10 protein-coding genes are annotated in these 14,194 nt (G+C 62.7%); 7 read left to right on the plus strand and 3 right to left on the minus strand.

Annotated elements, in window-relative coordinates; genetic code table 11:
* Positions 1-5 precede the first annotated feature (5 nt).
* The 7 genes from LAP85_11365 to LAP85_11395 all read left to right on the plus strand — a co-directional run bounded on the left by LAP85_11365 (position 6) and on the right by LAP85_11395 (position 9,417).
* A complete protein-coding gene (locus LAP85_11365) occupies positions 6-2,468 on the plus strand; it encodes a FecR domain-containing protein (GenBank protein ID MBZ5496991.1) in 2,463 nt (820 codons plus the stop codon).
* Entirely contained in the window at positions 2,469-3,458 is a 990-nt protein-coding gene (locus tag LAP85_11370) for an ABC transporter ATP-binding protein (GenBank protein ID MBZ5496992.1), read from the plus strand. It begins immediately after the preceding gene.
* A gap of 62 nt (positions 3,459-3,520) precedes the next feature.
* Positions 3,521-4,384, plus strand: a complete 864-nt coding sequence (locus LAP85_11375; GenBank protein ID MBZ5496993.1) for a hypothetical protein — start codon at positions 3,521-3,523, stop codon at positions 4,382-4,384.
* Entirely contained in the window at positions 4,381-5,307 is a 927-nt protein-coding gene (locus tag LAP85_11380; protein MBZ5496994.1) for an ABC transporter ATP-binding protein, read from the plus strand. Before LAP85_11375 ends, LAP85_11380 begins: the two co-directional genes overlap by 4 nt.
* Before the next feature lie 135 nt (positions 5,308-5,442).
* The gene (locus LAP85_11385; protein ID MBZ5496995.1) at positions 5,443-7,023 is read left to right on the plus strand and encodes a discoidin domain-containing protein; all 1,581 of its coding nucleotides are present in this window, start codon (positions 5,443-5,445) and stop codon (positions 7,021-7,023) included.
* A gap of 111 nt (positions 7,024-7,134) precedes the next feature.
* A complete protein-coding gene (locus LAP85_11390) occupies positions 7,135-7,917 on the plus strand; it encodes a hypothetical protein (GenBank protein ID MBZ5496996.1) in 783 nt (260 codons plus the stop codon).
* Positions 7,918-8,250: 333 nt separating this feature from the next.
* The gene (locus tag LAP85_11395) at positions 8,251-9,417 is read left to right on the plus strand and encodes a photosynthetic reaction center cytochrome c subunit (protein ID MBZ5496997.1); all 1,167 of its coding nucleotides are present in this window, start codon (positions 8,251-8,253) and stop codon (positions 9,415-9,417) included.
* Between the two features lie 16 nt (positions 9,418-9,433).
* Here the strand turns inward: LAP85_11395 and LAP85_11400 are convergent, their stop codons facing one another.
* The 3 genes from LAP85_11400 to LAP85_11410 form a co-directional block, all read right to left on the minus strand.
* Positions 9,434-9,967 (minus strand): Rieske (2Fe-2S) protein, encoded by a 534-nt coding sequence (locus tag LAP85_11400; protein ID MBZ5496998.1) that lies wholly within the window; start codon positions 9,965-9,967, stop codon positions 9,434-9,436.
* Positions 9,968-10,007: 40 nt separating this feature from the next.
* On the minus strand, positions 10,008-10,496 hold the full coding sequence (locus LAP85_11405) for a hypothetical protein (GenBank protein ID MBZ5496999.1): 489 nt from the start codon (positions 10,494-10,496) through the stop codon (positions 10,008-10,010).
* 484 nt (positions 10,497-10,980) lie between these two features.
* On the minus strand, positions 10,981-14,193 hold the full coding sequence (locus LAP85_11410) for a hypothetical protein (GenBank protein MBZ5497000.1): 3,213 nt from the start codon (positions 14,191-14,193) through the stop codon (positions 10,981-10,983).
* Between the last annotated feature and the right edge of the window lies 1 nt (position 14,194).

The following is a 14,194-nucleotide window of genomic DNA, read 5'->3' on the forward strand; positions in this document are numbered from 1 at the left end:
CGGCGATGTCAGAAGATCGATTGGAAAAAGCCCTGGAGGCGATGAAGAGTGAAAGTGCCAGTCCCGAGCAACTTGCCGGGGCTCGGGCTCGCGTTTGGGAAAAGCTGGGAAATCCCGGGATGGCGGCATGCGCGGAATTCCATGCCGGCTTCCGCGATTACCTGGACGGCCGGCTCGCCGGCAACCGGCAGCTGCTGATGGAAGACCACCTCAGCCGCTGCCCGCAGTGCCGCGCGCAGCTCGCCGAACTGAAGGGGGAACGGAAAGCGATCGTCATGCCCCACCGGCATGCATCCCGGTGGCCGATGTGGGGGGCCTGGGCGGCTGCTGCCGCGCTGGTTCTGGCGGCGCTCTATCTCGGGCGCGACCGCATCGACACGCTGCTGGCACCGGCGGGCCCCCGCGCTACGGTGACATCCGTCCGCGGAGAGCTCCATCGCGTGCCCGAGGGCGTGCTGCAGGCCGGCGCTGCCTTTGGCGAAGGCGAAGTGGTCCGCACCGGGCCCGGGGCCCGCGCGGTGTTGCAGCTTGCCGATGGTTCGCTGGTTGACGTCAACGAGCGTACCGAGCTGTTCGTGCGGGCTGCCTGGAGCGGCCAGACCATTCATCTCCAGCGCGGCGATATCATTGTCCAGGCGGCCAAGCAGCGCCGCGGGCATCTGCGCGTCGAGACCCGCGACTCGGTCGCATCCGTGAAAGGAACCGTGTTCGCCGTATCCTCCGGTCTCGGCGGCACCGTGGTTTCCGTGGTCGAGGGCTCGGTGGCGGTCACTCAGCCCGGGGTCGAAGTCGTACTGAGCCCGGGGAGGCAGGCGGCCACGAACCCGGCACTCGCAAATTCCGTCCAGGATGCGGTGGCCTGGAGCCCCGACGCCGACACTTATATCGCGCTGCTGGCTTCGTTCGCCAGGCTCGACAAGCAGATCGCCGAGCTGCCGCCTCCGGAACTCCGCACTCAAGCCCGCCTGCTGCAGTGCCTGCCGCCGAATGCGGTGGTTTATGGCGCGATTCCGAACCTCGGCGGCACCATCCGCCAGGCGATGACGCTGTTTGAGCAGCAGGCAGCCGACAGCCCTGCATTTCGTGAGTGGTGGAATTCCGGCGCCGGCCAGGAGCTGAAGCTGCTTATTGACCGCATTCAGACGGTAACGCCGCTGCTCGGCGACGAGATCGTTTTTGTATTCTCGACAAGTGCGCCGGGAGCGAAAGAACAAGTCCCGATGGTCGTTGCGGAAGTGCAGCCGGGCAAACGCGCCGAATTGGCGAGCGCTATAGACGCGTTGCGCGGCCAGCCGGCCGAATCTCCGTTGCCGTATACCCTCAACGACACGCTGCTGGTTGTCTCCGACTCGCAGCCGCATCTGCAGTGGGTGCTCAATGGCCTGGGGCAGGGCGCGGCCACACCGTTCGCCGAAGCAATTGCGGCCCGTTACCAGCGGGGGGCTGGCTGGCTGATCGGCATTGACATGGAGCCGACCGTATCGGCGGCGGCGCCGGGAGCCGCTGAGACCGCACTCGTGGGCGCGCAGCAGATGAAGCATCTCTTTATCGAGCAGCGTGCGATTCAGGGCATCGAACAGAACGAGGTTACGCTCACCTTCAAGGGCCCGCGCATGGGCATGGCTTCGTGGCTGGCGAGCGCCGGGTCCGGAGGCGCGGCCGAGTATGTCTCCAGCGACGCTGCGTTGGCAGTCTACGCTTCCACGCGCGAGCCGAGCCAGTTGTTCGAGGAGCTCGCCGCGCAACTTGCGAAGTCGGAACCGTCATTCACGGGGGGGCTCGCCGCCGCCGAGGCGAAGCTCGGCGCCGGTTTCGCCAATGACCTGGCTGCTGCATTCGGCACGGAATCGGCAATCGCCCTGGAAGGGCTCTCGGTGACCGGCCCGGTCTGGGTGTTGTCGGCGCTCGTGAACAATCCATCCGTCGTCGACGCCTCTGTTCAAAAGCTGGTGGATGCGTTCAATGCGGAGCTGGCGCCGGAAGATCAGGCCAAACGGATCACCATCGAACAGGAAAACGCTGACGGGAGAATCTGGACCACCATGAAGCCCGGCCTTTTCCCGCTGGCGGTCACCTGGACGTACGACCGCGGCTATCTCGTGGCGGCTTCCGATCGGGGCGCGGCTGCGCGCGCGATCGCGACGCGCAACGGCGGCTCGCCGCTTGTCTGGTCGTCCATTTTCCAACAGCAACTCCCCTCATCTGCCGGGTTGCACCCATCGGGCTTCGCCTGGCTGAATACGAAGGGTGCCTTGCAGGGCTTCGCTGCGCTGGTACCGAACCCGGCCCTCCAGAAATTGTTCGCCGAGCGCGACCCGATCCTGGTGGTTTTTAACGGATCCACGGAACAAATTCACGCCGCCAGCCGTATTCGGATATCGGGATTGGTACTAGACTTGGTGATGCTGCAGAGCCTGAGCCGGGCGCGCTCCGGCCCGATGACAACAATTGTTCCGCAGGGACGCTGAATGGCACAGCCGGTCGTTGAACTGGACAACCTCAAGGTCAAGCTGGGACGGCGGGAGATCCTGCGCGGGATCTCCTGCCGTCTCGGCGTTTCCGGCGTCGGAAAAGCCGTGGGGTTGTTGGGACCCAATGGCGCGGGCAAATCGACCCTGATCCTGACCTTGCTCGGATTCCATAAGCCGATCGAGGGCCGCGCCCGTGCGCTGGGCTTCGACTGCCACCACCAGATGCGCGAAGTCCGGTCCCGCATCGGCTACATGCCCGAAACCGATTCTTTCATCGCCAACATGACGGCGGTCACCTTCCTGCGCCTGATGGCGGAGCTTTCCGGCCTGCCCGGGGAAGCCGCGCTCGAGAAGGCGCACGAGGTGTTGTTCCACGTGGGTCTCGGCGAGGCGCGCTATCGCGAGCTGAGGACGTATTCGCTGGGCATGAAACAGATGGCCAAGCTCGCTCAGGCCATCGTGCACGGCCCGGAGCTCGTGATCCTCGATGAGCCTACCAACGGTCTCGACCCCTCCGCCCGCCAGCGCATGCTTAAGCTGGTCCGTGAAATGAAGGAAGAGCAGGGGATGAACGTGCTCCTGTGCTCGCACCTGCTGCGCGACGTCGAACAGGTGTGCGACGAAGTCGTCATCATGAAGGACGGCATGATCGTACACGAGTGCAATCTCGAGGAGGAACGGCGCTCGAACAAGTGTTTCGTCGAACTCGAGGTTACCGGCGACGACCAGAATCTGCGCGGCGCCCTGCCGGAAATCGGCGCCGACGGTGTCAGCGAGGGGGGCGGCCGCTGGCGCATCGTCCTGCCGCCCAACGTCGAAGTCCAGGTGGTGTGGGATCTGCTGGCACGGGAGAACCTCCTCGTGCGCAAGCTCACGCACCGCCGCGACACGCTCGAGGAAATCTTCTTGAAGGCGATGGGCCACATTGCACATACACCGGGGGAAGGCGCCGAACTGCTTAGTGCCGGCAAGGCACAGCCCATCTAGGTGTGGAGCGCCGGTGGCTGCCTTCCGTTTTTGAGGAGTCGTTTTCAGAGCAGGAGATTCGCATGGCGGTCTACAGGCGTGGGTACCACCGGTATCAAGGTCGAATCACCGGCCACTGGACGCGGTTCATGGTGCTGCCCCGCTTTGCCTGGCGCCGGCTGTTCCAACAGCGCCTGGTTGTTCTCCTGACGGTTGCTGCAATGATCTGGCCGCTGCTCTGCGCCTGCTTCATTTACCTCACCAACCACGCCGAGCTGCTGAAAGGGCTTTTCGGAAGAGAATTTGAGACTTTCATCGAAGCGAACGGCAATTTTTTCATGGTTTTCATGAATGTTCAGGCGGCCTTCGCGACCTTTCTCGCCGCGCTCATCGGCCCCGGGCTGATCGCACCCGATCTCGCTAACAACGCTCTGCCGCTCTACTTCAGCCGTCCGCTCACCCGGTCCGACTACACGTGGGCCCGGCTCATCGTTCTGTTCGGAATGCTTTCGTTGATCACCTGGATCCCGGGTTTGCTTCTGTTCGGCATGCAGGTGGGCATGGCCGGCGCGTCGTGGTTCCGGGCCAACTGGACGATCGGCTCTGCGATCGTCGCCGGCTTCGCCATCTGGGTGCTCCTGGTGAGCATGGTGGCTCTGGCGAGTTCTGCGTACGTGCGGTGGAGAGTGGTGGCGGGTGCGCTCATACTCGGATTTTTCTTCATCCTGAGCGGCGTGTCCGTAATGATCAACGGCGTCTTTCGCGTGACCTGGGGCCATGCGCTGAATCCGGCATGGGCCGCCAACCGGTTATGGTGCGAGATGCTCAGCGTCGAGCCGCCCACGGGGCCCGGTGTGACGGCGTGCGCGTCAGTGCTGGCCGCGATCATCCTCCTGCTCGTGCTTGTGCTCGAGCGCAAGCTGCGCCCCGTGGAGGTGATCACGTGAACCAGCCCGTGGTGATTTTTGACGAGGTCTCGAAGTTTTACGGCGAGGTGCTCGGCGTAAACCGGGTCACCCTGCACATTCCGCCGGGAATCACCAGCCTGGTCGGGCCGAACGGTTCCGGAAAGACCACGCTGATGAACCTGATGACAGGGTTGATCCATCCCGATCATGGCTCGATCCTCATGCGCGGCCTCTCGCCCCGGGATCCCGAGCATCTGATGCGCATCACCGGTTATGCCACGCAATACGACGCGGCGCCTCGCTGGGCGACCGGTTTCAGCTTCATCACCACCGGCCTGCTGCTGTTCGGTTACAGCCGTGCCGAAGCGGAAGAGAGGGCGTGGAAGGCGCTCGAGCGTTTGAGCCTTACTGAGGCGGCGGAACGCAAGGTGGCGGCCTACTCGAAGGGCATGCGCCAGCGTGTACGTCTCGCGCAGGCGATCGCGCACGAACCCGAATTGCTGGTGCTCGATGAACCGCTCAACGGGCTGGATCCGCTGGTCCGCGCCGAAACCATCGCGCTCTTCCGCGCCTGGGCCGCCGAGGGCAAACACGTGATTCTCTCGAGCCACGTCCTCCAGGAAGTGGACGTGATCAGTGACCAGGTAGTCCTCATCGCCAACGGCATGATCGTAGCCGAAGGCGAGATCCGCAATGTGCGCGAGGAGATCCACGATCACCCCAGTCAGTTTGTCATTCGTTGCCGTGACGCCTCGCGTGTGGCGGCATTGCTCTTTAGCGAAGACCACATCACTGAGATCAAGCTGAATGACGACCGGATGGGGCTGCTTGTGATGACCCGGGACCGCGAGCAGTTCTCCCGGGCACTCGGCCGCATCGCGCGCAACGGCCATCGGATTGACAGCGTCATCCCGGCCGACGAGAACGTGGACGCCCTGTACGAGTACCTGATCGGCGGGTGATGGCTGCCGGGTGTTTGGTGTCGGGTGATCGTGGAAAACTCGATACCCCGCACCCGCTAGCCAGGTATTACGATGATCACCAACTGATGGGATCATCGCTCTTACCAGGAATGTACGAAAGGCCCGAAACATAAGATGGATCACACAAACCAGATGCCTGCTGCCGAAACCCCGCCACCCGCCATCCGGTTCCCGAAACCGGTGAAGCAGGCGTGGACGATCGCGAAGATCGAGTTGCGGCGCGCCTTCTTTTCGAAACGCGCGTTCTGGGTCTACGGGCTGGCGTTGTTCCCGGCGGTTATCTTCTTCGGGCACGGCATCGAAGTGAAGATCCGGCGCGATCGCCTCTCGGCCCGCGGCCTGACACCGCCGGCCCTGATTGACAGCGTCACCAAAGGGGAATCCGCCGAGGAGGTGCTGAAGCGCCTTGGCCGGCCCGCCAGCGAATACCAGTGGCAAAGCCGCAAACGCGTGCGCGCCCAGGGTGAAACCACGGCTGTGACCACCCACATGATCGAGCCGGCCGCCGAGGCACGTTTTGTCCGGCTGAACATCACCCGGCCCACCTACGGCGGCGACCCGACCGCGAGGATCTACGAGTTTGAGGTTTACGGTCCCGACGGCCCGGCCAACCTGGCCCTGCGGCGTCCGGCCATCGGCAGTTCCCCCTGCACTTCCGACGAAGGGCCGGAGAAGGCCTTCAACGGCAGCGTCTCCCTCGGCAAGGACGACAAGTGGTGCTCACACGAGTGGGACCGCTTCCTGCAGGTGGACCTGGGGGCGGCCGTCAAGGTGAAACGCTTTGTCATAAAGCATGCCAGCGCTGGAGGCGAGAGCGAGGAGTTCGACACCCGTGAGTTCAATATCCAAGTGAGCAAGGACGGCAGGTTGTTCACCACCGTTTTGACTTCGACGGGGGCGAAGTTCGTGGACGAACGCACGTCGCACCGCATGCTGATTTATTTCGACGGCCGTCGCGAGGCGCGCCTGGAGTTTGCATACAACAAGCTGGCGTCAAGTGACCTCGGCCCGCTGCTGAATTTCGAGGAAGACCGCCAGGTGTTTGCCGGAGTATTCCAGTTTTTCTATCTGCGGCTGGCGATTTTCTTCGGCTGCCTCGGCATTTTCATGAACCTCTTCCGCGGGGAGATGTTGGACAAGACGCTCCATTACTGGTTCCTCGCTCCGGCGCGGCGCGAGGTACTGCTGGCCGGCAAGTACGGTGCGGGCCTGATCGCCTCGTCGGTGATCTTTGCGGGGGGAGCACTGCTGTGCTTCGCGGTCATGCTGTGGACGCAGAACCCCGTCGAGGCGCAGGCTTACTGGCAAGGTGCGGGGATGGCACACGCCTTCTGGTACACGGCGGCCGCTGTACTCGGATGCGTCGGCTACGGGAGCGTGTTCCTCGCCGCCGGCCTGCTGTTACGCAATCCGATCATTCCGGCCGCCGTATTGCTTGCCTGGGAGAGCATCAACGGCTTCCTGCCCCAGATCCTGCAGAAACTGAGCGTATTGTACTACCTGCAATCGTTGTGCCCGGTTCCGGCGCCCACCGACAAGAGCGCTCCGGCACTCATTCAATTGCTTCTGTCGCCGGCCGCGCCCGCGTCGCATTTCGGGGCTATCCTCGGCTTGCTGGTAGTGACCGCACTGGTGCTGTGGGTCGCCCGCATCGCCGTCCGCCGCATGCAGGTCTCCTACGGCGCCGAAACGTAGGAAACTCCCCAACGTCTGAGTTCGGAACAGAAGTGCTTTCATATTGCACATCTCGTGTTAAAATGCGGCCGGAAAAATTCAGCTAACCATCCCGAGCAATCGGAGGTAACGATGACAAACCGTAAGTTCGAGCACGCCGCCATCCTTGCTGCGTGTTCGTTGTTGGCCTTTTTTGTTTTGATTGCGAATGCCGGTCCGAAGGATTTCTGGGCGACCAAGCCTTACACCGAGTGGACCGCCAAAGAGGTGGAAAAGATCCTTCTCAAGAATTCACCCTGGACCTACGTCCTGCTGCTGAACGCCCCGGCCAGTTCCGTCCAAATAGGAGGAACGGGCGGAGGCGGTGGAGCTTCGAAGGGGGGGGGCGGCGGTGGTGGCGGCGGCGGTGGTGGTGGTGAAGGCGGCGGAACGGCGGGGCCGCCACCGATATATATCAACTGGTACGCGCGCCCCATTCGTGAGGCTGTGGTACGCAATATGATGCTGGCCGCGCCCAACGCTCCCAAAGCGCAACTCGACGCGATCCTGAATTATAAGTCTGAGTTTTACGAAGTGATGCTCACGGGCTATGCTCCCGGCAGCGCGGGGAGAGGAGGCCGTGGGGGTCGGGGAGATCAGGGGGGAGACGCCGATGCCGCTCTCGCGAAGTTCAAGCAGGACACGTTTCTCCAGAAGAAGAACGGCGACAAGATTCCGCTGGCAAACATAATTGCGCCTCCACCGCGAACCAAAAACGGGGCCTACTTTTTGCAGTTTGCGAAGGAGATCGACGGCAAACCCACGCTGTCGCCTGCAGACAAGGAGGTCACGCTTCAGATCAGGATCAACGACGCCAAATACAAATACCCGTTCAAGTTTGCCGACATGACGATCGGCGACAAGCCGGAACTGTAGAATTGACGGCGCGCATCGGCGTCGGGCCGGATGAGCGTGATCTGCGAATCGCCCTCTATTTCGGCCGAACGCCGGCAAGATGTGACACCCAGCCCTCTGAGGCGGCTTTGGACCCTGGGCGGCGGGCAGTCTGCTCCCACGACCCGGGCGCAGACTGCCTGGCCGCGGCGCCGAGGAATCGCTCTCCGCGATTCGTGGGTTCACTATGCAGCTTGACCGCGGCAGCCGTTTCAGGCACTTTTAACATCAGATTTCCGCCCGCCGGCTCAGTCTGGATCGAGTTGCGGGGCCGGAACTTGCTTGGCTCGGGTACCTCATCGGGGAGAAAATTGAATGTTCAAGGCGCAGATCAGGCGCGGCCTCCGCGTCGCGATATGGGGATTCACTTTTAGTTTTTTGATTCAGGACTGGCTGGCGGCGCGAAGCTATGAGGACGCGCCTTTTGCCGAGGCGGTATGGCAGTCCGGCAATCCGAACGCTGCCCAGGCCGTCAACGCCGTTGATCCGCCGGCGGAGCAGGTTTTCAAGAATATTCAGGCACTCAAAGGGATGCCGGCAGCGCAGATGAAGAGTGTGATGAATCTGATCGGCACGTCGGTGGGCATGAGATGCGAGCAATGTCACGTGCCCGACGCTAATGAAAAAGACGACAAGCGGGCCAAGCAGACTACGCGCCGGATGATCCTGATGACGCAGGAAATCAACAAGGCGAGCTTCGAAGGACAGCCACAGATCACGTGCTACAGTTGTCATCGCGGCCAGCAGCGACCGATAGCGACTCCGCCCATCGGCCAACCCGCCGCGCCGGCTCCGGCGCCCGGGCCGCGTCCCGTCACCGCAGGCCTGCCGACCTTCGACCAGATCATCGATAAGTATCTGCAGGCCATCGGCAGCAGCGAGGCCTACGACAAACTGAAAAGCCGGGTCATGAAGGGCTCCATGATCGACGGAAAGGGCAATTCGTTCCCGGTGGAGGTTGATCAGGCTGCGCCCGACAAAATGGTAATGATCACCACCCTTCCCGATGGGGTGGCTGCACAGGGCTACAACGGAACGATCGGCTGGACGAAAAGCCCCAGCGAGCAGACCGAACTGAAAGGATCGGACCTGGCGCAGTTGAAGCGCGCAGCCGATATGGCGCGGCCCCTCAAAATCAAGGAAGAATCCCTCAGCCCGCGCGTTCTAGGCAAAGTGAAAGTGGGTGACAGAGAGGCGTATCAAGTCTCGGCACGGGCGGACGGCCAGCGTGTTCAGCTTTTTTTCGACGCGCAGACCGGATTGCTCCTGCGGCGGTTAGTCATGCGCAACACGGTTCTCGGTGCATTTCCGGAACAGACCGACTACGATGATTACCGGGAGGTCGACGGCGTGAAATTGGCTTTTGTGACCCGGTTCTCCGCGCCCGATCCATCCTCCGGATCAACGATTGAGTGGAAGGAAATTACCCACAACGTCCCGGTAGATGAAGCCAAGTTCGATCCCCCCGCGGTCCAGAAGTGAATCAGGTGCCGCGTTTTCAGAGCGTGACTACAGCAGCGTCCCATTCGGTTTTCTGTTGATCCGAGCGGTACAGCTTCGCCAGGTCTACGACCACTTTCTGCCCATCACGGCGAATGGCGAAACGGTCCATGTTGCGCGTGGCGCGGCCGGCGATGAAGGTGCCGTCCGGCTGGTATTTGGATTCATGCCGCGGGCATTGAAATCGCAGGTCGGCCTGGCGCCAGCGCAAGGCCGTATTCTCGTGAGGGCAGGACAGCGAGAATGCATAGATGTGATTCGCCTGGCGGACGAGGATCACATCGTTGTCCTCGTCGATATTGACCACATCCCCTGATGGAATGGCATACGAGCGTTCGGTGCCTTGGCGCGAGACGGCCCCGGTCAGTACCACCGGCAGAGCGCGCGCCGCGTCCACGTTTACGCCGGAGGCCGCGAGCGCGGCAGCTAAAGCGCATGACGCCCTGCTGAGAAAAACGCGCCGGGTCGTTTCAGAATCGAAACAACCGCATCCGCGGGAATTGTCTCCATGACTGTTTTCCGTTGGAATCATTTCTCCTTCCTTACTTGCCCTATCCTTCCCGGGTTTGTGGTCAGGCGGCGACGGTCAGAAGCGTACCCATAAACAGAGTTACCAGCCACAGGACGGCGCTGATGGTGGATACGATCACCAGCCGGGACCATTCTGAGGCGGCTCCGAGCCGGCGCGTACGGCGCTCCACGAAAAACAAGGCAACGCCGTTGGCAATGAGCAGACCGACCAGAATCATCTTGGCCCAGTAGACTTTCGAGGCCAGGAATGTGGCAGTGTCGGCGGCCGTCATGAGCGCACCCGTGATGCCGACGATGAGGATCCAGGAAATTACGTGGGCGTGTGCCCGGCTCAAAGTGGCCAGCACCGCCTCTCGTTCCCCGGGCGCGGACCGCGCCGCGCGCAGAACCTGCCGATCCGCGAACAGCCCCGTGCCCCCACCCATGATCAACCCTGCCAGATGCAGGAACCGGATCGTGACCGAAGCGACTTGGTGGTTGCCGTAATAGGATGACCACCACGCTGCAACACCTACGAGTAGAACCAGCACATTTCCCTCACCGCGTAGACAGCATGTACAGGTAACTGACCGTCGCAACTCCCATCGAGGTGAGAGTCACCGCCCTGTGTGTGGAAGCGCTGGCGCTCAGCCGGCGGCTTCGCTCCGCCTCATGGGGCGCGAGCGCCCCGGAGCCACAAATCCCGCTTCCGCAGCGAGCATCAGAATCCCCTAGAACCACACCCGAGTTATTGGAGCTTCCAGCAATTCCAGGATCGGCATATTATGCCAGCAGCCTCGGAAAAACCAAGAGCACATTTCAAGTTTCGGGTGTGCGCAGCACAGCCTTTCGACCGCAACTGCAGGAACCACGACATACGCGCAACGCACGAAATCGGTTTCGCGGATTTCTTGGTTTCTGAAGCCCTGCAACATACTCACTTAACGAACCAGGATCTGTGGATTGGCGGGCCAGATGAGAATCTGCCTTTGTCCGGGTTGTTTCGCATGCATGCGCGGTTTCATCCGAGCGGCTTCAGCGCCGGACCGGAGGGATGGGTTGAATCCGGTTCGGCCACTCGCGCCTGGCGAATTGCGCATACAGCCCTGGGATCTCCGCCTGGATCACCCGGTTCAAGTCGTCGACCGTCTTCGTTGCATCCTCGAATGCCCAATCGGCCTGGCGTTGTTGATCTGCGGTCGGCAGGCCGGAAAAGCCCTCGATGGGGCGTGACAGCCCGCCCGCGACGGAGAGCTCGCGACTGACATCGTCCCCTATCTGCCGGAGGCGCGCGGCCAACGCGTCCGTGCGGCCGGCAGCCTCGCCCGACCCGCCTGCCGCGAGATCCTTCCGGATCGAGTCCATCTGACCGACGAGCGCCTGGACCGCGCTGCGCGCACTGCCGAGCGTCTTCTGCAGCCCGTAAATGCTCATCAAAACGGCCTGCCGCGCGCGCCGATCGGCATCGGAGAAGTTCGCCAGGGGATCGCCTTCGACCGCGGCCTCGCCGCGAAGTTCGCGACTGGAACCCGGGATTTTGAGCACGACCTGGTATTTGCCCGGCAGCACGGGGGGGCCGCCTGCCGCCCCTCCCCGACCGCCGCCGAATGAGCCACTGCCGCCACCCGCGGGTGCTGCCGCCGGGGCGACAGCGGGCCCCATACGCAGATCCCAGGTGACGCGATTCAAACCGCGCGCCCCAGGCCCTCGCAGCGTGCGGATGGGGGCGCCTTTGGCGTCATTGATGTCGATCTGTACTTGGTCGGAGAGGCCATCCCGCAGGTAGTAGGAGATGACGGCATTGAACTCCGGGTTGGGCGCGAAGAACTCTCCAGCCCCGAACCAGGATTGCGGGCCGTAGATGTTCCACTGGCGGCCTCGAGCAATGGACACGAGGAGGGCATCGGTCTTCACGGCATCGGGTGTCAACGCTTCCAGCGGCCCGACATCATCCAGGATCCAGATGCCTCGCCCATGCGTGCCGACGATGAGCGCGTTGTCGCGCGGGTGGATGATCGCATCGTCCACCGGGACGGTCGGCATGTTCGTGGCCAGCGATGTCCAGGTTGCACCGCCATCGTTGGAGAAGTGAACGCCACGCTCGTGGGCCAGCACCAGGAAACGAGGATTCTTCGGGTGCTCGCGAATACGATTGATGGAGGTTTCCGGCAAGCCGGCCGAGAGTGACTTCCACGTCTGCCCGTAGTCTTCACTGACGTACACGTATGCACGGTAGTCGTCGTCGTAATGGCCGTCGAAGGTGGCGTACACTCGTCCCGCGGCGTGGCGCGAGGGTAGGACGGTGCTGGCATAAGTTCTGGGCGGAAGGGCGGGGAACCGGGATGTGATGTTCGTCCAGGTGGCGCCGCCGTCCCGTGTCATCTGCACCTGGCCATCGTCGCTGCCGGTGTACAGGACGCGGGCATCGAACGGTGACTCGCCGATCGTCGTCAGCGATCCATAGTTCGACTGCCCGTCGTTGCGCGAAAGGGTCTGCGCCGTGATCCGGCTGCCCATCATCTCCAGCGTGTCCCGGTCGATGTGCAGAGTGAGATCCGGGCTGATGGCTTTCCAACTGCCGCCGCGGTCCGGGGAGCGGAAAAGCACGTTTGCCCCCATATACAGAACCTTCGGATCGATGCTCGAGATCAGCACTGGGGTGTCCCAGTTCCAGCGGTAGCCCGCGTCGCGCGGTGCGCCCGGCTGGGGGCGCTCCGCGGGGCCGGGCCGGACATTCACGCGCTCGAGCGTGGCGAGATTCACCCGCGCGAGGGCACCATTTTGCGACTCCTCATACACAGTGTTGGAATCCTTCGGGTCGAAGTGGGCATGAAAGCCGTCACCGCCGCCGATGTTCCATGCATCACGATCTGCGATTCCGTTCCGGTTGCGGGTTGCACTGGGCATGCACCAGACCCCATTGTCCTGCAGTCCGCCGCAAATGGTGTAGGGATCGCGATTGTCCACGTCAATTTCGTAGAACTGGCCGATCGGCATGTTGCGGCGGAAGTCCCAGGTCAGGCCGCGATCCCATGAGATCGACACACCTCCGTCACCGCCGACTATCAGGTGGTTGGGATTGTCCGGGTCGACCCAGAGGGCGTGATCTTCCGAATGAACGTTGCTGAAGACGTCGCGGAAGCTCTTCCCACCGTCGTCCGATATGTAGAATCCCCGGTTCGATCCCAGCACATAGATGCGGTTCCTGTCTTTCGGATCGATCCGGATCTGGCTGTAATAGCTCGGCCTGGGATTCTGCGCCCAGAGCCTTTCCCAGCTTTCCCCTCCGTCCGTGGTGCGATAAACTCCGCCACCGCCTCCTGCTGCGGCCGCGGCTCCGCCCTCTGCTGCCGCTCCGCCTCCTCTCCCTCCGCCTCCGCCTGCTCCGCCGCGCCCACCGCCTTGGGCCCCCCCGCCGGCTTCCACGGTCGCATAAACGATCCGGCCATCGGCAGGGAAGATGTCGAGGCCAATCCGGCCTTTGTCGCCCTGCGGCAGTCCATTCGTCAGCTTCGTCCAGGTTGCGCCGCCGTCCAAAGAACGATAAATCCCGCTGCCGGGACCGCCTCCATTGAAGCCCCACGCCTTGCGCTGGCGCTGATACGTCGATGCAAAGAGCCTCTGAGAATTCCCGGGATCAAGCACGATGTCGTTGGCGCCGGTGTTCTCGTCGACGTACAGCACCTTATTCCAAGTCTGGCCGCCGTCGGCCGTCTTGAAGACTCCGCGCTCGGGATTGGAACCCCAGAGGTGTCCGACCGCAGCGACATAGACGACATCGGGATTTGCGGGGTCGATGATGATGCGACCGATGTGCCTCGTCTCCTTCAGCCCCATGTTTTTCCAGGTGCGCCCGCCATCCACCGACTTGTAGACGCCGTCACCCCACGATGAGCTCTGGCGATTGTTCGCTTCGCCCGTGCCCACCCAGACGATGTTCGGATTGCCGGGCGCCACCGCGATGTCGCCGGTGGACATCATCGCATCTACGCCATCGAAGATCGGAGTCCAGGAGGTTCCCCCATTCACGCTCTTGAAAACGCCGCCGCTTGCCGTCGCGACATAGATCGCGTCAGGGGCGCCGGGGACTCTGGCGACGGCGAAATCGTCGACGCGCCCTCCCGTGTTCACCGGTCCGATGCTCCGCCACTTGAGTGGAGCGACGAGCGCAGGGTCGAGCCTTGGAGTCTCCTGCCCCTGCAATATCGTGACGAACACCAAAGCAAGAAACGCAGTCAGGGAGCGCATG

It is taken from the genome of Terriglobia bacterium (assembly GCA_020072565.1).
Lineage (GTDB): Bacteria > Acidobacteriota > UBA6911 > UBA6911 > UBA6911 > JAFNAG01.